This window comes from Streptomyces kanasensis (assembly GCF_043077165.1).
Taxonomy (GTDB): Bacteria; Actinomycetota; Actinomycetes; order Streptomycetales; family Streptomycetaceae; genus Streptomyces; species Streptomyces changanensis.
The window spans coordinates 55,963-75,999 of record NZ_JBIBSF010000014.1 but is presented as its reverse complement, the minus strand read 5'-3'; the positions used below and the strand labels follow the sequence as shown (position 1 = coordinate 75,999).

Below are 20,037 nucleotides of genomic sequence, written 5' to 3'. Positions count from 1 at the left end.
GGCTAGCGAGCCCCTCTTCCCCGGCTATCCGGCTCCCACGAACAGCACGAGCAGCAGCCACACCACCGGTGCTGTCGGCAGGAGGGAGTCGAGCCGGTCCATGATCCCGCCGTGGCCCGGGAGGAGCGTGCCCATGTCCTTGATCCCCAGGTCCCGCTTGATCATGGATTCGCCGAGGTCCCCGAGGGTCGCGCTGACGGCGACCGCGAGACCGAGGACGAGCCCCTGCCACCAGGTGCCGCCGTCGATCAGGAACGCCGTGCACAGCGCGCCGGCGGCCATGGCGAAGGCCACCGCGCCGAGCAGGCCCTCACGGGTCTTCCCGGGGCTGATGCGCGGCGCGAGCTTGTTCCGGCCGAACCGCCAGCCGACGGCGTACGCGCCGGTGTCACTGACGATGGTCAGCAGCAGGAAGGTGAGCACCCGCTGCGGCCCGTCGTCGGCGGCCAGCATCATCGCCACGAACGTCGCCAGGAACGGCACGTAGAAGGCGGCGAAGACACCGGCGGTGACGTCCTTGAGGTAGCCCTCGGGGGGTTCCGTCATCCGCCACACCAGCACCGCGAGCGCGGTGAGCGCCATCGCGACCCACGCGCCCTCGGCGCCGCGCACGTAGCCGGCGACGACCATCGCCGCGCCGCCGACGGCGAGCGGGACGAGGGGCGCCTTGATGCCCTTGCGCTCCTGGAGGCGGGAGGTGAGCTCCCACAGGCCGACGACGACGGCGACCGCTATGACACCGACGAAGACGGCCTTCTGGATGAAGAGCGACGCGACGATGACCGCGCCGAGCCCCACACCGACCCCTATGGCGGCCCGCAGGTCGCGCCCGGCCTGCTTCTTCTGCCGCTCCTGCTTCTTCTGCGCACGCCCCTGCGGCGGGGCGGGCTCCGGCGGTTGCGGGGGCATGGGCTCCTGCGGCATCTCGTCGCGGAACAGGGGACCGCCGCCCAGCGGGGCGGCCCCCCGGTCGTGGTCGTCCTGGTCCCCGCCGGCGGGGACGTCGGGCACGATGGGCATGGGCCGAGTCTGCTGCGCGGCGTGCTCATCGTGGACGGGACCCGCCGGGACGACCGGAGCGAGCCCCTGGTCGGGTGGGCCCCAGAAGCCGTCTCGTGGCGGGGCCCCCCAGGAAGCGTCGTTCATCAGACCTCGAGGAGCTCGGCTTCCTTGTGCTTCAGCAGCTCGTCGACCTGCGCGACGTACTTCGCGGTGGTGTCGTCGAGCTCCTTCTCCGCACGGCGGCCCTCGTCCTCGCCGACCTCGCCGTCCTTGACGAACTTGTCGATGGTCTCCTTGGCCTTGCGGCGGACGGCGCGGATCGAGATCTTCGCGTCCTCGCCCTTGCCCTTGGCGACCTTGATGAACTCGCGGCGGCGCTCCTCGGTGAGCTCGGGGAACACCACCCGGATGATGTTGCCGTCGTTGGACGGGTTGACGCCGAGGTCGGAGTCGCGGATCGCCTGCTCGATGTTGCGCAGGGCGGTCTTGTCGAACGGGGTCACGACCGCCATGCGCGGCTCCGGCACCGAGAAGGAGGCCAGCTGGTTGATCGGCGTGAGGGCACCGTAGTAGTCGGCCACGATCTTGTTGAACATGGCCGGGTGCGCACGCCCGGTGCGGATCGCGGCGAAGTCCTCCTTGGCGACAAGGACGGCCTTCTCCATCTTCTCCTCGGCTTCGAGGAGGGTCTCTTCGATCACCACTTGCTCCTGCGTGTCTTGGTTTGTCCCGGCGTGCACCACGGCCGCGGAACCTGCGTCGCGTCTTTCCCTGCACGGTGTACGACCGGCAGGGCTTTGTCCATCCCCGGGCGGGGCGACCCGGGGGTCAGTGCCGGGTGCCCTCGTCGCTCACGAGCGTGCCGATCTTCTCACCCTTCACGGCGCGCGCGATGTTGCCGGCCGTGAGGAGTTCGAAGACGAGGATCGGCAGCTTGTTGTCACGGCAGAGGGTGATGGCGGTGGCGTCGGCGACCCGGAGGTCGCGGGAGATCACCTCGCCGTACTCCAGGGCGTCGAACTTGACCGCGTCCGGGTTGGCCTTGGGGTCGGAGTCGTAGACCCCGTCGACGCCGTTCTTGCCCATGAGGAGGGCTTCGGCGTCGATCTCCAGGGCGCGCTGGGCGGCGGTGGTGTCGGTGGAGAAGTACGGCATGCCCATGCCCGCGCCGAAGATGACGACGCGGCCCTTCTCCAGGTGGCGCACGGCGCGCAGCGGGATGTACGGCTCCGCGACCTGGCCCATGGTGATGGCCGTCTGGACGCGGGACTGGATGCCCTCCTTCTCCAGGAAGTCCTGGAGGGCGAGGCAGTTCATGACCGTGCCGAGCATGCCCATGTAGTCGGAGCGGGCCCGGTCCATGCCGCGCTGCTGGAGCTCGGCGCCGCGGAAGAAGTTGCCCCCGCCGATGACGATCGCGATCTGCGCGCCGTCCCGGACGACCGCGGCGATCTCGCGGGCGATGGCGTGGACGACGTCGGGATCGACGCCGAGGCCGCCGCCTCCGGCGAACGCCTCGCCGGACAGCTTCAGAAGGAAGCGGCCGGCCTTTTTACCGGTGGTGTCGTCGCTCTGTGCGGCGCCCTGATTCATTGGAGATCTCCTCGTGCGCATACGAAGAAGGCCATTGCCGGGGGTGCGGGTGTCCCAGTGCGGCAATGGCCTCCTCGTCAGATCTGCGGTCGTCCGGCGCGGACGCGGACGACTGCTACGGCCCCGGTGGGGCCCGGTGTCCGTGGGTACGGACTCAGATGCCGACCTTGATGCGCGAGAAGCGCTTCAGGGTGACACCGGCCTCGTCCAGGATCTGCTGGACCGACTTCTTGTTGTCGAGCGCGTACGGCTGGCCGAGCAGCGTCGCGTCCTTGAAGAAGCCGTTGAGACGACCCTCGACGATCTTCGGGAGCGCGGCCTCGGGCTTGCCCTCGGCGCGGGTGGTCTCCTCGGCGACGCGGCGCTCGGCCTCGACGACCTCGGCCGGGACGTCGTCCTTGGCGAGGTACTTCGGGGCGAAGGCGGCGATGTGCTGCGCGACACCCTTCGCGACCTCGGCGTTCTCCTTGTCGAGCTCGACGAGGACGCCGATCTGCGGGGGCAGGTCGGGCATGGTGCGGTGCATGTACGCGGTGACGTAGCCGCCGGAGAACTGCGCGAAGCGGTCCAGGACGATCTTCTCGCCGAGGTTGGCGTTGGCCTCGTCCACGAACGCCTGCACGGTCTTGCCGGACTCGATCTCGGAGGCGAGCAGCGCCTCCAGGTCGGCCGGGCGGGTGGCCGCGACGTGCTGGGCGAGCTGGTTGGCGACCGACTGGAACTTGTCGCCCTTGGCGACGAAGTCCGTCTCGCACTTCAGCTCGACGATGACGCCGGAGGTGTTGTCGTCGGCGATCAGGGAGACGACAGCGCCGTTCTCGGCGGAGCGGCCCTCGCGCTTGGCGACGCCCTTCTGGCCCTTGATGCGCAGGGCCTCGACGGCCTTGTCGACGTTGCCGTCGGACTCGTCCAGCGCCTTCTTGCAGTCCATCATGCCGGCGCCGGTGAGCTCGCGGAGCTTCTTGACGTCGGCGGCGGTGTAGTTCGCCATGATTCGTGAATCTCTCTCGAAGTCTGGAAGATCTACCAAGATCTGGGGGTGGACGGAGGGGGCTCGTGGCCCCCTCCGTCGACGACCGGACCGGTCAGGCCGGGTCGGAAGTCCCGGACCCTGACCCGGAGGTCTGGACCGCGGTTCAGGCCTGCTCGGCCTCGGCGGCCGGGGCCTCCTCGGCGGCGGCGGCCTCGGCGGCCGGCGCCTCCTCGGCGGGGGCCTCCGCGGCCGGCGCCTCGGCGGGCTTCTCGGCGGACTCGTCGTCCGCCTTCTTCTCGCCCGCGAGCAGGTCGCGCTCCCACTCGGCGAGCGGCTCGCCGGCGGCCTTGTCGCCCGGCTTCGAGTCACCGGTGGCGGCACCGGAGCGGGCGATGAGGCCCTCGGCGACGGCGTCGGCGATCACGCGGGTGAGCAGGGTGACGGAGCGGATCGCGTCGTCGTTGCCCGGGATCTTGTAGTCGACCTCGTCCGGGTCGCAGTTGGTGTCGAGGATCGCGACGACCGGGATGTTGAGCTTGCGAGCCTCGCCGACGGCGATGTGCTCCTTCTTGGTGTCGACGATCCAGACGGCGCTGGGCACCTTCTGCATGTCGCGGATGCCACCGAGGGTCTTCTCCAGCTTGGCCTTCTCGCGGGAGAGGACCAGCAGCTCCTTCTTGGTGAGGCCGGAGGCGGCCACGTCCTCGAAGTCGATGCCCTCGAGCTCCTTCAGGCGCTGCAGGCGCTTGTAGACGGTCGAGAAGTTGGTGAGCATGCCACCCAGCCAGCGCTGGTTGACGAACGGCATGCCGACGCGCGTCGCCTGCTCGGCGATGGCCTCCTGCGCCTGCTTCTTGGTGCCGACGAACATGATGGAGCCGCCGTGCGCGACGGTCTCCTTGACGAACTCGTAGGCGCGGTCGATGTACGACAGCGACTGGAGCAGGTCGATGATGTAGATGCCGTTGCGCTCGGTGAAGATGAAGCGCTTCATCTTCGGGTTCCAGCGACGGGTCTGGTGACCGAAGTGGACGCCGCTCTCCAGCAGCTCCCGCATCGTGACGACGGCCATGGCCGTTTCTCCTTGGTTCTCGGTTGTGTCCTGACGCCCCGACGCGCCGTGCCACGAATGGACCGATGGGCGCTGCCACGACTTTCGACGGTGATGGCGGGGCGTGCGAAGTCGACCCGGTGGCCCGGGTCGCCAGAAGAAGTGTACGGGACCTGGACACCGCCGGGTGACGGCGCTGTCCACAACCGGCCTCGTCATCCCCAGTTCCGCGTCATGATCCACCCGGCCGGGCGGTGCGGGGGGAGAGTGCGGGCATGACCCGACGCCACCGCCCCCTCACCCTGGCGGCCCTCCTGCTGCCGCTCCTTCTCCCCGTGCCGGCCCTGCTTCCCCCGGCGGCCCGGCCGCCGGGGCCGCACACCGGGCCGCCGGGGCCCCTGCCGACGCTCGGGGAGCACGCACCGGGGGCGGGAGCGGACGGGTCCATGGGCGGCGCCGGGGCGGTGGGGCCGCTGGGCGCGGGGACGGTGGGGTCGCCGACGGTCGGAGCTGCGGGCGCCGGGGCGGTGGGGCCTTCGGACGAGGCGGCGGCACGGCCGGTGGGGACCGGGGCTTCGGGCGCCGGGGCCTCAGCAGTGCCGGGCGGGCCTCACGGAGCGGGGCTAGCCGGCGCCGGATTGCCGGGGGCGGGGCTCGCGGGCGCCGGGTCGCCGGAAGCGGGGCGTGCGGGGGCCGGGTCGCCGGGAGCGGGGGGTGCGGGGGCCGGGTCGCCGGGAGCGGGGGGTGCGGGGGCCGGGTCGCCGGGCTCCGCGCCACCCGGGGCGCGCCCGGACGGGGCGCCGGCGAACCGGGGGCCGGGGGCGCCGTCGGCCGGGTGGGCGGGTGAGCGGGTGCCGGGCGCGGTGCCGACGGGCGGCGGACCGCCCGGCGGGAGGTCGGCGGGGGCGGGGGCGGAGCCGCTGGGGGCCGGGACCGCGGGGGCCAGGGCGCCGGGGGCGGGCCGCGCCGGCAGCCGGGACGGTGCGCTGCCGGTCGCGGAGGCGGTGTGGCCGGTGGGGCCACCGCGGGCGCTGGTCGTGCGGGGCTGGGAGCCGCCCGCCTCGCCGTACGGACCGGGGCACCGGGGCGTCGACCTGGCCGCGCCGCCGGGTATCCCGGTACGGGCGGCGGCGGGCGGGCGGGTGTCGTTCGCGGGCCCGGTGGCGGGGCGGGGCGTGCTGTCGGTAACGCTGCCCGCGCCGCCGGGCGGGGTGCCGCTGCGCTTCACGTACGAGCCGGTGCGCGCCGTGGTGGCCAGGGGTGCCGAGGTGCGGGCGGGTCAGGTGGTGGCCGTGACGACGGCGGACACCCCGTCGCACTGCGCGGGGGTGTGCCTGCACTGGGGCCTGCGACACGGGGCCGCCTACCTGGACCCGCTCTCGCTGCTGCCGCCCCACCTCCTGCGCCGCCCGCCGTCCCGCCTCCTGCCGCTCGGCTGACTGCCGGTGCCGAGCCGCGGACAGGCAGCCCGACCGCGGCGGGTGTCAGGTGTGGGTGACGCCGCGCAGGGCGACGGCGACGGCCGTGTCCGCGATGGCGGACGGCTCCTCGGCCGCGCCCAACTCGATCCGGCGGACGGCGGCGTCCACGACGCCCTGGAGGAGCATCGCGGCGAGCCTCGGCTCGGTCTGGCCGAGGTCGCGCAGGGCGTCCACGACCATCGTGACGAGCCCGCCGTGCGCGGCGCGGATCTTCTCGCGGGCCCCGTCGTCCAGTTCGCTGGCGGAGATGGCGACGACGGCGCGGTGCCTGCGGTCACCGACGAGTTCCAGCTGCCGGCGCACGTACGCCTCCACCCTCGCCTCCGGCGTGCCGGCGGCGGCCATGGCCGCCTCGACCTCGGCGGCCCAGACGGGGAAGTCGACCGCGCACAGCTCCTCGACCACGGCCGCGCGCGAGCGGAAGTACTCGTACACCGACGACCGGGCCAGGCCGGTGCGCTCGGCGAGGGCGGGGAAGGTCAGCGCTTCCGTACCGCCCTCGGACAGCAGGGAGCGCGCCGCGTCCAGCAGGGCGGCGCGCTGCATCGTCCGGTGCTCGGCCACCGAGGCCGCTCGAATCCTTGGCACGGCTCCAACTCTACGGCCGTCCGTTCGACGCCGGGGGGCTCTCCGGGGTCAACGTCCCAGATCCGCCAGCTTCGCCCGCAGCTGGAGCACGGACTTGGTGTGGATCTGGCTGACGCGGCTCTCGGTGACGCCGAGGACGTTGCCGATCTCGGCGAGGGTGAGTCCCTCGTAGTAGTAGAGGGTGACGACGGTCTTCTCGCGGTCCGGGAGGGTGTTGATGGCGCGGGCGAGGAGCCGGCGCAGCTCCCGCCCCTCGGCGACCTCGACGGGGTCGTCGGCGGTGGTGTCCTCCAGGGTGTCCATCAGGCTGAGCCGGTCGCCGTTCTCCCCGCCGACGTGCAGCAGCTCCTCCAGGGCGACGACGTTGGCAAGGGAGAGCTGACTGAAGACGCCGTGGAGCTCCTCGACGGGGATGCCCATCTCGGCGGCCACCTCCCCCTCGGAGGGGGTGCGCCGCAGCTGGGCCTCCAGGGTGGCGTAGGCCCGCTCGACGGCTCTGGCCTTCTGCCGGACGGAGCGGGGGATCCAGTCCAGGGCGCGCAGTTCGTCGATCATGGCGCCGCGGATCCGGGTGATCGCGTACGTCTCGAACTTGATCGACCGGTCGATGTCGAACTTCTCGATGGCGTCGATCAGCCCGAAGACGCCGGAGGAGACGAAGTCGGCCTGTTCGACGTTGGACGGCAGGCCGACGCTGACCCGGCCCGCGACGTACTTCACGAGGGGCGAGTAGTGCAGGATCAGCTGTTCCCGCAGCCGCTCGTCACCCGTGTCCTTGTACGACCGCCACAACTCGTCCAGGGACGAGGGAGCGGCCGGCCGCACGCTGCTCCGGGCAGCGCGGGGCACCGCAGCGCGGTCGGACCCGGAGGTGTGCTGGGGCATGCGTCGCCTTGAGCCGTTCTGCCGTGGTGTGCGGGGGTGCCGGGGAGGTGGTAGCGGTGAGCGTAGCGTGACTGGGCCGTTGCGGTGAGCGAAGCTGAGGGGTTCGACCGCAGGCGGGAACGCGCCGTCGGCCGCATCTTCGAATGGGGGTGGCCGGCCGCGCGACGGCCTTCCGCCGTCTCCGGTGGGGCGAAGAGGGTCATCGGGCTCACCTTTTCACCCGAATGCTCCAGGTCAAGGACCGCCTCGCCGGGCGTTCGGGGGGTGCCGGGCGGGATCCGTCAACCCCCATGCGTCGCCCTGCCGTTCGGCGTGTCCGAGGGAGTGGAGTTCGTACAGTCTGCCGAGTACGTCGTCAACGCTGGTCCCGGCGGTCGCCGCCAGGTCGGCCGCGCTCGCGGTCCGGCCGGGTGGGGGGAGTGCGTCCAGCACGCGCGCGGTGACCGGGTCGAGGAGGTCGCGCGGGACGACGGGGCCACGGCGCGCGGGGGCGAGCTCCCCGATGTCCCCGACGAGTTCGGCGACGTCGTCGGCGTCGGTGACGAGGACGGCGCCGCCGCGCAGCAGTTCGTGGACACCACCGGAGAGGCCGCTGGTGGCGGGGCCCGGGACGCCCATGGTGTGGCGGCCGAGGTGCTGCGCGTCGCGGGCCGTGGCGAGTGCGCCGCTGCGGTAGGCGGCCTCCACGACGACAGTGCCCCGGGTGAGGGCGGCGATGACGCGGTTGCGCAGCAGGAACCGCGCCGGGGTGGGGTGGTCGCCGGGCGGCAGCTCCCCCACCACGAGCCCTTGCTCGGCGATGCGGCCGATCAGCCCGGCGTGGCCGCGCGGGTAGGGCACGTCCACACCGCAGGCGAGGACGGCGACGGTGGCGCCCTGCGCACCGAGGGCGCCGCGGTGCGCGGCGCCGTCGATGCCGAAGGCCGCGCCGGAGACGACGACCCAGCCGCGCTCGGCCAGCCCCGCGCCCAGGGTGGCCGCCATGTGCGCGCCGTACGGAGTGCAGGCGCGGGCGCCGACCACGGCGACGGAGCGCAGCGCCCAGCGCCGCAGGTCGGGCCCTCCGCGCACCCACAGGCCCACGGGCCGGGCGTCGCCGAGGTCGTCGAGCTGGCTCGGCCACTCCGGGTCGCCCGGTACGACGAAGCGCCCGCCGATGCGTCCGATCCCCTCCAGGTCCTGGTGCGGCCTCACTCGGGCCGCGCGGGCCAGGTAGCCCTGGATCCGCCGCTCGCGGGCACCGGTGAGCGCCCCCGCCCGGTACGGCTCCGCGGTCAGCCGCCGCAGCAGCTCCACGGCACCCAGCTCCCGGAGCCACCGGCCGCCGTGCTCGTCCCCGGGCTCGACGACCCGACAGAGCGCGGCCCGAGCGACCCGCTCGTCGTCCGCCACCGTCACCTCGGCACCCTCGTGCCCCGCCTGTTCCACCCGCTCCACCCGTTCCCCCTGGAGATCCATCAGCAACCCCACCTGCCGCCGCACCCGCAGGCCGCCACACCGGCCGAGGGTCGACAGCCGACGGCCGGCGGCCGTGTGCCGACAGCCGACGACGCTCGCTCTCTCGGTCACGACCGGCCATACGCACGCGCGGCCGTCACCCCCTCCCCCGGCCCGCGCGCACACCGCACGCCCTCCCCTGACCCGTCCGCCGGGTGGCGGGGCGGGACCCGTCACCGTCGACCGTCCCGGCCCGGGGCGGCCCCCACGGGAACGCCGCGGGAGATGCCCGTGCGCAGTTCCAGGGCGAGGTCGACGTCGTTCGTCTCGGGGCGGGACCGGCCCGCCAGGTCGGCGAGGGTCCAGGCGACGCGCAGGACCCGGTCCAGGCCCCGCGCGGTGAGCAGGCCGCGTTCGATGTCGCGTTCGGCGGCGGCCAGCGCGCCGGGGGCGGGGTGCCAGCGGGTGCGCAGTTCGTGGCCGGGCACGTCCGCGTTGCGCGTCCACGGGGTGCCGGTCAGGCGGGCGGCGGCCCGGGCCCGTGCGGCGTGGACGCGGGCGGCGACGACGGCGGTCGGCTCGCCGTCCGCCGCCAGCAGGTCGGCGCGGCTGACCGGCTCCGCCTCGACCCGCAGGTCGACCCGGTCCAGGAGCGGCCCGGACAGGCGGGCCTGGTAGCGGCGGATCACCGACGAGGGGCACTCGCAGCTGTCGCCGTGCGCGCTGTGCCGGCCGCAGGGGCAGGGGTTCGCGGCGAGGACCATCAGGAACCGTGCCGGCAGCCGCACCACGCCCGCCGCGCGGGCGATCACCACGTGGCCCGACTCCAGTGGTTGTCGCAGCGCGTCCAGGGCGCGGCCCGAGAACTCGGGCGCCTCGTCCAGGAAGAGGATTCCGTGGTGCGCGAGCGAGACGGCGCCGGGCCGTGGCACCCCGTTGCCGCCGCCGACGAGCGACTGCATCGTCGCCGAGTGGTGCGGCGCGCAGTAGGGGGCTCTGCTGACCAGGGGCTTTCCCGGCGGCAGGATGCCCGCGACGGAGTGGACGGCGGTCACCTCCAGTGACTCGGCCGGGGTGAGCGGCGGCAGCAGGCCGGACATCCGCTCGGCCAGCATGGTCTTGCCCGCACCGGGCGGGCCGGAGAGCAGCAGGTGGTGGCCGCCCGCCGCGGCGACCTCCAGGGCCAGCCGGGCGGCACGCTGCCCGGCGACGTCGGCCAGGTCGGGGTTGTCACCGGGGTCGGCCGCCAGGCCGGTGCCGAGCCCGGCACCGGGCATGACGAGACCCGCCAGCATGGGGTCGGGCCTGCCGGCTTCAGCGGGCTCTTCCTCCGGCACGGGCCCGTCGGTGAGGACGGCGAGGAGCTGGCGCAGGCTCCGCACGCCCAGGACGGCCACCCCTGGCACCAGGGACGCCTCCCCGGCGTTCTGCTCCGGCACGACGACCTGTTCGTAGCCGGCTTCGGCGGCCGCGAGGACAGCCGGCAGCACCCCGCGCACCGGGCGGACCCGCCCGTCGAGGCCGAGCTCGCCGATGAGGACGAGGTCGGCGATCGTGCGCGGGTCGACCAGCTCGGCCGCTCCCAGGACCGCGCAAGCGACGGCGAGGTCGAAACTCGAACCGGCTTTCGGTACGGAGGCGGGGCTGAGCCCGACCGTGAGCTTCTTCTGCGGCCACTCGGCGCCGGAGTTGACGATCGCGGCGCGGACGCGGTCGCGGCTCTCCGAGAGGCTCTTGTCCGGCAGGCCGACGAGCGTGAACGCCGCGACCCCGGGCTCCAGGTCCGCCTGGACCTCCACCACCACGCCGTCTACGCCGACCAGCGCCACCGAGCACGAGCGGGCGAACCCCATCAGGCCACCCCCCGCACGTGCTCCACCACGGGAGCGCCGCGCCGGGGCAGCACCACCCCGACGAGGTCGATGCGCACACCGCCCGGTGGTGGTCCGCCGTGCCGTTCCAGCCAGCATCCGGCGAGCCTGCGCAGCCTTTCGGCCTTGGCGGGCGTGACCGCCGCCAGCGGGTGCTGGAACCGGCCCGCCCTGCGGGTCTTCACCTCGCACACCACGACCGCGTCGCCGTCACGGGCGACGATGTCGATCTCCCCGCCCCGGCCGCACCGCCAGTTCACGGCGAGCACGGCCATGCCGACCTCGCCCAGCCGGCGTACCGCCAGCCGTTCCCCGTACCGTCCCAGAGCCCCCGTCGCGTTCATCGCGGCACCACCTCCGGCACCGACTGTGACGCCTCGGGCGCTCAGCTGTGGATCTTGGTGGACAACCCGCCCGTTGTGGAGAACCCCGTCACCCGCAGGGGTGGTTTCAGTTGCCCGGGAGCTCCAGGTCCGTCTTGTTGAGCTCCTCGATGTTCACGTCCTTGAAGGTCAGGACGCGGACCTGTTTGACGAACCGGGCCGGCCGGTACATGTCCCACACCCAGGCGTCCGCCATCGACACCTCGAAGAAGACCTCGCCGTGCACGGAGTGCACCTGCATCTCGTAGTCGTTCGTCAGGTAGAAGCGCCGCTCCGTCTCGATGACGTATTTGAACAGCCCGACGACGTCGCGGTACTCCCGGTAGAGCTTCAGCTCCATCTCGGTTTCGTACTTCTCGAGGTCCTCGGCGCTCATGGCATGTTCCCCTTCAGCCGTGCGTGCCCCCATTGTGCGCCAGTCACCCCGACCCCCAGACGATTTCCGGGGACAGGACGACCGGCTCCGACGGCGGGCCGTCGTCGAGCAGCGTGCGCAGCAGCTCGGCGAGTCGTGTCGGGTACACCGTCTCACGGGCCGCCGACAGTTCGGCGGACGTCCACCACCTCAGCCCCGCGACACTGCGCTTCTCCAGCTCGGTCAGGTCGGCACCGAGGGCCACCGCCGTGTGCCGGGTCCGGGCGAGGTAGTACGACTCGTCCTGGTTCCATCGGCGCCCGTCGAACGGGAAGGAACACAGCCGCCGCCACACCACCGGCCCGAGCTCGACGCCGGTGAGACCGGTCTCCTCCGCCAGTTCGCGCAGCGCGGCCAGCTCCAGGGTCTCGTCGCCCTCGACACCGCCGCCCGGGGTGAACCACCAGGTCCGCGACGGGTCGCCGGGCTCGTGGCCGTGCAGCAGCAGGATCCGGTCGTCGGGGTCGAGCAGCACGACCCGCGCGACGCGGCGCACCTCCCCCGGCGGCAACCCCGGCTCGCCCTCCCCGCCCGGCGCCACCGGCTCCGGCCGCTCCGTCCCGTCAGCCACGCGGCGCCGCCCCACCCGACGAGCCCGACCCCGACCCGGGCCGCGGCCCGGGTCGGGACCGCGAGCCGAGCCGGGCCAGCGGCCCGTACGCCGCCCCGCCCAGGATCAGCGCGGCGCCGGCCACGACGGCCCAGCCGAGCTCCCGTACCGGACCGGGCTTCGACACCCCGCCGGGGAGCCCCGCGAAGGCCCGGGGCCGGTCGACGACCGCGGCGCCGTCCCACGGCCAGACGACGGCGTCCAGCCGCGCGCTGACCGCGCTCCTGGGCACCGAGCCCCGACCGGGGTCCTGGAGGTGCACCCGGGAGTCCTGCGACGCGGCGCGCTGGTCGCCGAGGAGGAAGAGGTGGCCCTCCGGCACGGTGGCGGAGAACGTCGACGGCGACGCCGCCTCGTCGACGCCCCACCCCTGGGAGCGGACGTACGGCTCCTCGACCGGCTTGCCGTCGAGGGTGAGGCGGCCGTCCGCGTCGCAGCAGGCGACGGTGTCGCCGCCCACCGCGACCACCCGCTTGATCATCGGGAGGTCGCCCCAGGTGCGGTCCGTGAAGACGACGACGTCGCCGCGCCGTACCTCGTCGCCGTCGATCCGCTGGGCCAGGACGCGGTCGCCGGCCGTGACGGTCGGGTTCATCGAGTCGGTGGGCACCGTGTAGGGCCGGTAGACGAGCGCTCCCCAGGCGAACCCGCCCAGGAAGAGCACACAGCCGACGGCCACGACCAGCCCCGACAGCACGCTGCCGAGGCGGCCGTGGCCGCCCGTACGTATCGTTCCGCCCATCCCAGCGCTCCCCGCCTCAGGAGATCGGTGCTCTGGGACGGCACCCTACCCGCGCCCGCTACCAGGCGGTACGCCCCGCGGCGCGCGAGCTGCGGGCCCCCGTCGGCGGCGGCTCGGGCCCCGGCCGCGGACGGACGGAGGCCCGGTCGAAGCCGGCCCGCCGCCCCCTGCCGAGACCCGCTCGGACCCGCCCGGCCCCTGCCGGGGCCCGACCGCGGGCCTGCCCGGACCGGCCCAGGCCCGACCGTCGGCCTGCCCGGGCCGGCTCAGGCCCGACCGCGGGCCCCGACGGGCGCCGTGCCACGGGCGAGGATGCGGCGGCGGCGCCACAGCACCAGCGGCACCGCCCCGGCGAGCCCCAGGGCGCCCGGACCCGCGGCGGCCGCCGCGGCGGCGCCCAGCCCGGGCTGGTCGAACGTGTCCGGCACCGGCAGGGTCGACCAGCGGCCGATCGGCCAGGCGACGACGACGGCGCGGCCGACGACCTCCTTCCGGGCGACCGTGCCGTTGCCGGGGAGCTCCTGGTGGTAGCGCGAGTCGAGCGAGTTCTGCCGGTTGTCGCCCATCACCCAGATGCTGCCGTCGGGGACCTTGACCGGCCCGAAGGGCTCGTCGTCACAGGGGGTCGAGCCCGGGTACAGGTACGCGGTCTCGTCGAGTTCCTTGCCGTTGAGGACGACCTTGCCGCCCTTCTTGCACTCGACGGTGTCCCCGCCGACCGCGATGACGCGCTTGATCAGGTCCTGCTTCTCGGACGACGGCATCAGGCCGATGAAGCTGAGGAACCGCTGCAGCGGGTTCGGCTCGGGGGCGGGCTCGTTGAGCCAGCCGCCCGGGTCGTGGAAGACGACGACCTCGCCGCGCTCGGGCTCCGAGCCGAACCACGGCGTCAGCTTGTCGACCAGGACGCGGTCGCCGCGCTGGAGGGTGTTCATCATCGACTCGGACGGGATCGAGAACGCCTGGACCAGGAACGTCTTGATCAGGAGCGCCAGCAGCAGCGCGATGCCGATCAGCAGCGGCAGCTCCTTCCAGAAGGAGCGCTGCTTGCGCGGCTGCTCGCCGCCGTCGGCGGCCCCGCCGTCACCGCCGTCCCCGGGCGTCCCGCTGCCCCCGCCGTCACCGGTCCGGTCGTCGTCCACGCTGTCGCCCTCGGCGTTCTCGGCGCTGCCCGCGCTGTCCACGTTCCTGTCGTCTCCCGGGAGGGCCGGGCCCGGGGTCGCGCCCGCGGCGGTCGTCCCGCCCGGGCCCGGGGTCACGCCCGGGGCGGTTGTCCCGCCCGGGCCGGGGACCGGGCCGGCGAACTGCTCGCGCCCCTTCTCCGGCTCCTCGCGCCCGGATCGCGCGCCGACCGCCAGATCCCCCACATCCACTCCTCAGTCCGTACTCTCGCCCTCCCCCGAAGCAGGGGAAGGCCCACCACTCCCATAACGAGCGGGAGTTCCGCAGGGGTCGGGAGCCGTGGCGATCCCATGGGACGCCAAAGGGACACACTATGCGACGCGCCGAGCGCCGTCGCGGTCCCGGGCGGCGCGTCCGGGACCCCGGCGAACGCGTCGCCGTCACCGAGCCGCCGCCAGTGCGTGAAGGGCCAGGCGATGACCACGGCACGACCCACGACCTGCTCTTCGGCGACGGTGCCCTGGAACTCCTCGTCGAGGTGGAAGCGCGAGTCGGCGGAGTCGGTGCGGTGGTCGCCCAGGACGAACAGCCGCCCCTCGGGGACCCGTACGTCGAAGGTGATCTCGGAAGGCGCGTTCCCCGGATGGAGGTACGGCTCGTTCACCGGTACGCCGTTGACGGTGAGCCGGCCCGCGCGGTCGCAGCACTTGACGGTGTCCCCGCCGACGGCCACCACGCGCTTGATGAGGTCCTGTTCGTCCTCGGACGGGAGCAGGCCGATGAAGGTCAGGGCGCGTTTGCCCTGGGCGACGACGACCGGGTCGTCGGCCGGTGGCGTCTGCTCGTCCCGGAGCCAGCCGCCGGGGTCGCGGAAGACGACGACGTCGCCGCGCTCCGGCCGGGAGCCGAACCAGGGCGTCAGCTTGTCGACGAGCACCCGGTCGTCGATCCGGATGGTCTGCTCCATGGAGCCGGACGGGATGACGAACGCCTGCACCAGGAACGTCTTCAGGACGAGCGCGATGAGCACCGCGACGGTGATGAGGAGGGGGATCTCCTTCAGCGCGGAGCGGCGCCTGCGCCGCTTGACCCGACGGGCGAGCCTGCGCCGCTCGGCCCGGCCGGGGAGCGGGCGGCGGCCGTCGGTGGGCCGCGACCCGGTGGGCAGCCGGGTGTCGGCGCGGTGCCCGGCGCGCCGGCCGCGGTTACCCATGGCCGGCCCCTTCGGCCGGGGGGCGCGGTACGCCCGCGAAGGCGTCCGTCGGTTCGACGGTCGACCAGCGTCCGGCGGGCCAGGCGATCCACTCGGCCCGGCCGACGACCATGTCGACCGGGACCATCCCGCCGCCGGGGGCGCCGAGGTGGTCGCGGGAGTCCCTGGAGTTGCTGCGGTGGTCGCCCATGACCCAGAGGCTGCCCTGCGGCACCACGATGTCGAACCGCACCCGGGAGGGGGCGTCGCCGGGGTACAGATACCCCTCGCGCACGGGTACGCCGTTCACCTCGATCCTGCCCTCCTCGTCGCAGCACACCACCCGGTCGCCCCCGACCCCCACGACGCGCTTCACGAAGTCGGTGTCGGCGGGCTCCGCGAGGCCCAGCCCCGCGGCGGCGCCGCGCACCAGCCCGGCGAGGGGGTTCTCCTGCGGAACGGTACGGACGAACGAGCCGGTTCCGTCGAAGACGACGACGTCCCCGCGCGCGGGGACGTCGCCGAAACGGTACGCCAGCTTGTCGACGAGCACCCGGTCGCCGACCTGGAGGGTGGGTTCCATGGAGCCGCTGGGGATCTGGAACGGCTGGATGACGAAGTGGCTGACGAGCAGCATGCCGAGGGCCCAGGCGAGGCCGAGCAGGCCGGCCCCACGCCGGGAAAGCGCGAAGCGCGACCTCCCCGCCGTACGCCTGTCGGCGTCGTCGGGAAGGTCGCGCTCCGTGTGCTGTGCTTCGGTGTCCATCGGGGCCAGAGCCTAACCGGCGTCCCTGTGGGACTCGTCCGAAGCGTACGCGGCGGGGTGAGCCGGAGCTCAGTTGTCGCGCTTCTCCTTGATCTTCGCGGCCTTGCCGCGGAGCTCACGGAGGTAGTACAGCTTGGCGCGGCGGACGTCACCGCGGGTGACGAGCTCGATCTTCTCGAAGATCGGGCTGTGCACCGGGAAGGTGCGCTCGACGCCGACGGAGAAGGAGACCTTGCGCACCGTGAAGGTCTCGGAGACGCCCGAGCCCTGGCGGCGGATGACGACACCCTTGAACTGCTGGATGCGGGAGCGGTTGCCCTCGATGACGCGAACGTGGACGTTCACGGTGTCACCGGGACGGAACGGCGGGAGGTCGGTCCGCAGGGACGCGGAGTTGACGACGTCGAGCAGGTGAGACATGATCGTCTGCTTCCTCGCTGATGCCACAGGTCATCAGCGGCATGTGAAAGGGATGGGGTGGCCGTCGTGCGGGGTGCGGCGTCGTGTCCCCCTGTGGCAGGGGCGCCGACCGGACGTACGGCAGCGGCCTATTCTTCCACGGCCGACGGCCTGCGCCAAAATCGGCCACCGGGCTCGGGCGCCCAACCGAGCATGGACAGGATCTCGCGGTCCTTCTTGTCGAAGGCGGAGGGGTCGCACCGCTCGATCAGGTCGGGGCGGTGCAGCGCCGTGCGGCGGAAGGCCTCGTCCCGTCGCCAGCGCGCGATGCGGCCGTGGTGGCCGCTGAGGAGGACGTCCGGGATGCCGCGGCCGCGCCAGACGGGCGGCTTGGTGTAGACGGGCCCCTCCAGGAGGTTCGCCATGGCGCCCGGGGCGAACGAGTCGTCCCGGTGGGACTCGGCGTTGCCGAGGACGCCCGGGAGGAGCCGGGCCACGGCTTCCGTGATGACCAGGACGGCGGCCTCCCCGCCGGCGAGCACGTAGTCGCCGATGGAGACCTCGTACACGGGCATGCGGGTGGCGTACTCGTCCATGACGCGCCGGTCGATGCCCTCGTACCGGGCGGGGGTGAAGATCAGCCACGGCCGCCGGGAGAGCTCGACGGCGACCTCCTGGGTGAAGGGGCGGCCGCTGGGCGTCGGTACGACGAGCACGGGTCCGTGGTGCCCCGCCTCGTACCCGGCGGCGGTGACCTCGTCGAGCGCGGCGCCCCAGGGCTCGGTCTTCATGACCATGCCGGGGCCCCCGCCGTAGGGGGTGTCGTCGACGGTGTTGTGCCGGTCGTACGTCCAGTGGCGCAGGTCGTGGACGTGGACGTCGAGCCGGCCGCTCGCGCGGGCCTTGCCGACGAGCGACACGTCCAGCGGGTCGAGGTACTCCGGGAAGATGGTGACGACGTCGAGCCGCATCAGCGACCGCCCTCGGCGTCCGCCTCGGGGCCCTCGACATCGGCGTGCTCGTCGTCCCCGCGGGCGGAGGCGATGACGGCCCGGTCGTCGACGAGGCCGGGCGGCGGGACGATGACCGCCCGCTGCGCCTCCAGGTCGATGTCGGTGACGATCTCCTCGACGAAGGGGATCAGCACCTCGGTGCCGTCGGGCCGCTCGACGACGAACAGGTCCTGGGACGGCAGGTGGCTGATCTCCGTGATCCGGCCGATCTCCGTACCGTCGGCGAGGACCACGTCCAGGTCGACGAGCTGGTGGTCGTAGTACTCGTCCGGCTCCTCGGGGCGCTCGTCCGGGTCGACGTCCGCGATGAGCAGCGTGTTGCGCAGCGCTTCGGCGGCGTTCCGGTCACGCACGCCCACGAAGCGCAGCAGCAGCCGCCCGCTGTGCACGCGGCCGCTCTCGATGGTCAGGGGCCCGGCGCCGGCCGGGTCGGTGGCGAGGACGGCACCGGGCCCGAGCCGCAGTTCGGGCTCGTCGGTGCGTACCTCGACGGTGACCTCGCCCTTGACGCCGTGGGCGCGGCCGATCCGCGCGACTACGAGCTGCACTTCCTTGACTCTCCTGTCGGACGACGACGGGCCGGGGCGGGCAGCTGCCCTCCCCGGCCCGTGCGCCGGTGTTCAACTTCGCTCAGCGAACCTGGTCCACGTCGACGAGGTCGACCCGGATACCACGGCCGCCGATGGCGCCCACGACCGTGCGCAGCGCGCGTGCGGTGCGGCCGTTGCGGCCGATCACCTTGCCGAGGTCGTCCGGGTGGACCCGGACCTCCAGCACGCGCCCGCGACGCAGGGTGCGCGAGGCGACCTGCACGTCGTCGGGGTTGTCGACGATGCCCTTCACGAGGTGCTCGAGAGCCTCCTCGAGCATGCTCAGGCCTCGGTCGACTCGGTGGACGCGGCCTCGGCCTCGTCCGCCTTCTTGTCGGCCTTCTTCGCCTTCGGGGTGATGGCCTCACCCTTGTTGTCGTCGCCCTCGAGCGCCTTGGCGAAATCGTCGAAGGAACGACGCTTGTCTTCCTTCGTCGCCGGGGCGAGCAGCGGCTTCTCCGGGGCCGGGAGGCCCTTGACCTTCTGCCAGTCGCCGGTGAGCTTCAGGATGGCGAGGACCGGCTCGGTCGGCTGGGCGCCGACGGACAGCCAGTACTGCGCACGCTCCGAGTTGACCTCGATGCGCGAGGGGTTCTGCACCGGGTGGTACAGGCCGATCTCCTCGATCGCACGGCCGTCACGGCGGGTGCGGGAGTCGGCGACGACGATGCGGTAGTGAGGCGAACGGATCTTGCCCAGACGCTTCAGCTTGATCTTGACTGCCACGGGTGTGGTGTCTCCTGGTCTTGACGTGGTTGGGCACGACGACATGCCGCGTGGGGTTGCGGTACTCGAGTGCCCGATGGACGCGTCAGCCGTAGGAGAGAGGGGTCCTGTTCGACTGTCGAGTACAGCTAGCCATTGTGCCACACCCCGTACGGCCGTCGTGCCCCAGGTCCGCCCGGTGGATCACCGGGCGGCGCCCACCGCTTCCGGGATGCGGAAGGGCTTGCCGCAGCCGCCGCAGACGATCGGCGCCTGGGCGAGGACGGACGGGACGACCCGGACGTTGCGGCCGCAGTCGCACACCGCCTTGACCCGGACACCACCGCCCGACGAGCCGTGCCTGGCGGCGGGCCCGCGGAAGGAGCGCTTGGTGTCGGCCGCGGTGGCGGCGGTGTGCGCCTTGAGGGCGCGCTGCAGCCGCTCGATCGTCTGCCGGTATCGGCGCTTCGCCTCGGGGTTGAGCGTGACCAGGGAGAAGCCGCTGCTCGGGTGCGGCTCCTCGGAGTGGTCCAGGCCCATCTCCTCGGCGATCGCCAGGAACCGGCGGTTGTGGTACCGGCCGGCGCGCGAGGTGTCGCGAACACCCCGGGCGGCGGCGATGCCGTGGACTGCCTCATGCAGCAGTCGCTCGAAGGAGAGCTCGGCGCCGCAGGCGGACGACGACTCTCCGATCAGGGACTCGGGCGCAGCGAGATCGGGCAGCTCGGGGTGGTGCCGCTGAATGTCGGCCCACGCCTGTGCCAGTTCCGCGGCGAGGACAGGTGGTGTCGTGCTCACGTCGTGAACAACGAGCCGGGAAGCCGTCGGGTTCCATTCCGGGGCATCCCAAATATTTTGCACGTACCCGTCAGTTGCCATTGATGTGTCCTCACGAGGCCAGTGCGCTGATCTGCGGAGAAGCCACACAGCTCGCATCAAGGTGGTACGTAGTGGCGCGGTCCGCGGAGCTCCCCCCGCTGTGCGCGCCCCGGCGCTCGCACGTGCTCGTGCGCCGGTCGTGCTCACCGTGCGGCGGCGAAGGCGCATCGCCGCGGGCGACAGTACCCCCACGGCCGGGGCCGCGTGGCACCGACCCCGTTGCCATGGCGGGATTCGCACGGCGGCCCCACTATGGGAGTGGTTCGTGCCGGGCCAGGGGGCGCACGACCGGGGCACGCAAGCATTGCGGCCCAACCCCCTGGACGCCGGGGCGGAAGCG

The 20,037-nt window shown here is 73.2% G+C and carries 22 protein-coding genes and 1 pseudogene; 1 reads left to right on the top strand and 22 read right to left on the bottom strand.

Translation table 11 applies throughout. The annotated features are described in order from the left end of the window. Window positions 1-24 precede the first annotated feature (24 nt). The 5 genes from ACF053_RS28195 to rpsB form a co-directional block, all read right to left on the bottom strand. The gene (locus ACF053_RS28195; RefSeq protein ID WP_391956577.1) at window positions 25-1,146 is read right to left on the bottom strand and encodes a phosphatidate cytidylyltransferase; all 1,122 of its coding nucleotides are present in this window, start codon (window positions 1,144-1,146) and stop codon (window positions 25-27) included. Continuing rightward, window positions 1,146-1,703 carry a ribosome recycling factor gene (gene frr / locus ACF053_RS28190; RefSeq protein ID WP_058943998.1) on the bottom strand — a complete coding sequence of 186 codons (558 nt, stop codon included), beginning with the start codon at window positions 1,701-1,703 and terminating at the stop codon, window positions 1,146-1,148. The genes ACF053_RS28195 and frr overlap by 1 nt, the downstream gene beginning before the upstream one ends. A 127-nt stretch (window positions 1,704-1,830) precedes the next feature. Then, on the bottom strand, window positions 1,831-2,595 hold the full coding sequence (gene pyrH / locus ACF053_RS28185) for a UMP kinase (RefSeq protein WP_058943999.1): 765 nt from the start codon (window positions 2,593-2,595) through the stop codon (window positions 1,831-1,833). Between the two features lie 154 nt (window positions 2,596-2,749). Continuing rightward, on the bottom strand, window positions 2,750-3,586 hold the full coding sequence (gene tsf, locus ACF053_RS28180; protein ID WP_391956576.1) for a translation elongation factor Ts: 837 nt from the start codon (window positions 3,584-3,586) through the stop codon (window positions 2,750-2,752). 145 nt (window positions 3,587-3,731) lie between these two features. After that, window positions 3,732-4,640, bottom strand: coding sequence for a 30S ribosomal protein S2 (gene rpsB, locus ACF053_RS28175; RefSeq protein WP_391956575.1), 909 nt, complete (start codon window positions 4,638-4,640; stop codon window positions 3,732-3,734). 992 nt (window positions 4,641-5,632) lie between these two features. Here rpsB and ACF053_RS28170 point away from each other — a divergent pair. Continuing rightward, window positions 5,633-6,058 carry a peptidoglycan DD-metalloendopeptidase family protein gene (locus ACF053_RS28170; protein ID WP_391956574.1) on the top strand — a complete coding sequence of 142 codons (426 nt, stop codon included), beginning with the start codon at window positions 5,633-5,635 and terminating at the stop codon, window positions 6,056-6,058. A 45-nt stretch (window positions 6,059-6,103) separates the two neighbouring features. Here the strand turns inward: ACF053_RS28170 and ACF053_RS28165 are convergent, their stop codons facing one another. From ACF053_RS28165 to ACF053_RS28085, 17 genes and pseudogenes are all read right to left on the bottom strand, one after another. After that, window positions 6,104-6,664 (bottom strand): TetR/AcrR family transcriptional regulator, encoded by a 561-nt coding sequence (locus tag ACF053_RS28165; protein WP_391956595.1) that lies wholly within the window; start codon window positions 6,662-6,664, stop codon window positions 6,104-6,106. Window positions 6,665-6,736: 72 nt separating this feature from the next. Beyond that, a complete protein-coding gene (gene whiG / locus ACF053_RS28160; RefSeq protein ID WP_391956573.1) occupies window positions 6,737-7,573 on the bottom strand; it encodes an RNA polymerase sigma factor WhiG in 837 nt (278 codons plus the stop codon). Window positions 7,574-7,807: 234 nt separating this feature from the next. After that, entirely contained in the window at window positions 7,808-9,031 is a 1,224-nt protein-coding gene (gene dprA, locus ACF053_RS28155) for a DNA-processing protein DprA (protein ID WP_391956572.1), read from the bottom strand. Window positions 9,032-9,243: 212 nt separating this feature from the next. Beyond that, entirely contained in the window at window positions 9,244-10,863 is a 1,620-nt protein-coding gene (locus ACF053_RS28150) for a YifB family Mg chelatase-like AAA ATPase (protein WP_391956571.1), read from the bottom strand. Then, complete coding sequence (locus tag ACF053_RS28145; RefSeq protein WP_058945262.1) at window positions 10,863-11,225, bottom strand: YraN family protein; 363 nt, start codon at window positions 11,223-11,225, stop codon at window positions 10,863-10,865. Before ACF053_RS28145 ends, ACF053_RS28150 begins: the two co-directional genes overlap by 1 nt. A gap of 106 nt (window positions 11,226-11,331) precedes the next feature. Further along, window positions 11,332-11,640, bottom strand: a complete 309-nt coding sequence (locus ACF053_RS28140; RefSeq protein WP_058945263.1) for a DUF2469 domain-containing protein — start codon at window positions 11,638-11,640, stop codon at window positions 11,332-11,334. A 43-nt stretch (window positions 11,641-11,683) separates the two neighbouring features. Continuing rightward, window positions 11,684-12,220 (bottom strand): NUDIX hydrolase, encoded by a 537-nt coding sequence (locus ACF053_RS28135; RefSeq protein ID WP_391956594.1) that lies wholly within the window; start codon window positions 12,218-12,220, stop codon window positions 11,684-11,686. A 22-nt stretch (window positions 12,221-12,242) separates the two neighbouring features. Next, window positions 12,243-13,031, bottom strand: a complete 789-nt coding sequence (lepB, locus tag ACF053_RS28130) for a signal peptidase I (RefSeq protein WP_391956570.1) — start codon at window positions 13,029-13,031, stop codon at window positions 12,243-12,245. A 266-nt stretch (window positions 13,032-13,297) separates the two neighbouring features. Beyond that, window positions 13,298-14,389, bottom strand: a complete 1,092-nt coding sequence (gene lepB, locus ACF053_RS28125; protein ID WP_391956593.1) for a signal peptidase I — start codon at window positions 14,387-14,389, stop codon at window positions 13,298-13,300. After that, window positions 14,295-15,366: pseudogene (lepB, locus tag ACF053_RS28120) on the bottom strand (signal peptidase I); the annotation flags it as partial. The gene lepB (ACF053_RS28125) and the pseudogene lepB (ACF053_RS28120), both read right to left, overlap by 95 nt. Next, the gene (gene lepB / locus ACF053_RS28115; protein ID WP_391956569.1) at window positions 15,359-16,111 is read right to left on the bottom strand and encodes a signal peptidase I; all 753 of its coding nucleotides are present in this window, start codon (window positions 16,109-16,111) and stop codon (window positions 15,359-15,361) included. The gene lepB (ACF053_RS28115) and the pseudogene lepB (ACF053_RS28120), both read right to left, overlap by 8 nt. A 69-nt stretch (window positions 16,112-16,180) precedes the next feature. Then, window positions 16,181-16,531, bottom strand: a complete 351-nt coding sequence (gene rplS, locus ACF053_RS28110; protein WP_391956568.1) for a 50S ribosomal protein L19 — start codon at window positions 16,529-16,531, stop codon at window positions 16,181-16,183. Window positions 16,532-16,659: 128 nt separating this feature from the next. Then, the gene (gene trmD / locus ACF053_RS28105) at window positions 16,660-17,481 is read right to left on the bottom strand and encodes a tRNA (guanosine(37)-N1)-methyltransferase TrmD (protein WP_391956567.1); all 822 of its coding nucleotides are present in this window, start codon (window positions 17,479-17,481) and stop codon (window positions 16,660-16,662) included. After that, the gene (rimM, locus tag ACF053_RS28100; protein WP_391956566.1) at window positions 17,481-18,071 is read right to left on the bottom strand and encodes a ribosome maturation factor RimM; all 591 of its coding nucleotides are present in this window, start codon (window positions 18,069-18,071) and stop codon (window positions 17,481-17,483) included. Before rimM ends, trmD begins: the two co-directional genes overlap by 1 nt. Window positions 18,072-18,153: 82 nt before the next feature. Continuing rightward, window positions 18,154-18,393 carry an RNA-binding protein gene (locus ACF053_RS28095; protein WP_003980229.1) on the bottom strand — a complete coding sequence of 80 codons (240 nt, stop codon included), beginning with the start codon at window positions 18,391-18,393 and terminating at the stop codon, window positions 18,154-18,156. A 2-nt stretch (window positions 18,394-18,395) separates the two neighbouring features. Next, the gene (gene rpsP, locus ACF053_RS28090) at window positions 18,396-18,839 is read right to left on the bottom strand and encodes a 30S ribosomal protein S16 (protein ID WP_257375478.1); all 444 of its coding nucleotides are present in this window, start codon (window positions 18,837-18,839) and stop codon (window positions 18,396-18,398) included. Between the two features lie 183 nt (window positions 18,840-19,022). Continuing rightward, window positions 19,023-19,616, bottom strand: a complete 594-nt coding sequence (locus ACF053_RS28085) for a hypothetical protein (RefSeq protein ID WP_391956565.1) — start codon at window positions 19,614-19,616, stop codon at window positions 19,023-19,025. Window positions 19,617-20,037 lie beyond the last annotated feature (421 nt).

Excerpts from the sequence above, each read along its gene's own strand:
- ACF053_RS28195 (WP_391956577.1), bottom strand. The coding sequence starts at position 1,146 with ATGAACGACGCTTCCTGGGGGGCCCCGCCACGAGACGGCTTCTGGGGC.
- pyrH (WP_058943999.1), bottom strand. The coding sequence starts at position 2,595 with ATGAATCAGGGCGCCGCACAGAGCGACGACACCACCGGTAAAAAGGCC.
- tsf (WP_391956576.1), bottom strand. The coding sequence starts at position 3,586 with ATGGCGAACTACACCGCCGCCGACGTCAAGAAGCTCCGCGAGCTCACC.
- rpsB (WP_391956575.1), bottom strand. The coding sequence starts at position 4,640 with ATGGCCGTCGTCACGATGCGGGAGCTGCTGGAGAGCGGCGTCCACTTC.
- whiG (WP_391956573.1), bottom strand. The coding sequence starts at position 7,573 with ATGCCCCAGCACACCTCCGGGTCCGACCGCGCTGCGGTGCCCCGCGCT.
- dprA (WP_391956572.1), bottom strand. The coding sequence starts at position 9,031 with ATGGATCTCCAGGGGGAACGGGTGGAGCGGGTGGAACAGGCGGGGCAC.
- ACF053_RS28150 (WP_391956571.1), bottom strand. The coding sequence starts at position 10,863 with ATGGGGTTCGCCCGCTCGTGCTCGGTGGCGCTGGTCGGCGTAGACGGC.
- ACF053_RS28145 (WP_058945262.1), bottom strand. The coding sequence starts at position 11,225 with ATGAACGCGACGGGGGCTCTGGGACGGTACGGGGAACGGCTGGCGGTA.
- ACF053_RS28140 (WP_058945263.1), bottom strand. The coding sequence starts at position 11,640 with ATGAGCGCCGAGGACCTCGAGAAGTACGAAACCGAGATGGAGCTGAAG.
- lepB (WP_391956570.1), bottom strand. The coding sequence starts at position 13,031 with ATGGGCGGAACGATACGTACGGGCGGCCACGGCCGCCTCGGCAGCGTG.
- lepB (WP_391956569.1), bottom strand. The coding sequence starts at position 16,111 with ATGGACACCGAAGCACAGCACACGGAGCGCGACCTTCCCGACGACGCC.
- rplS (WP_391956568.1), bottom strand. The coding sequence starts at position 16,531 with ATGTCTCACCTGCTCGACGTCGTCAACTCCGCGTCCCTGCGGACCGAC.
- trmD (WP_391956567.1), bottom strand. The coding sequence starts at position 17,481 with ATGCGGCTCGACGTCGTCACCATCTTCCCGGAGTACCTCGACCCGCTG.
- ACF053_RS28095 (WP_003980229.1), bottom strand. The coding sequence starts at position 18,393 with ATGCTCGAGGAGGCTCTCGAGCACCTCGTGAAGGGCATCGTCGACAAC.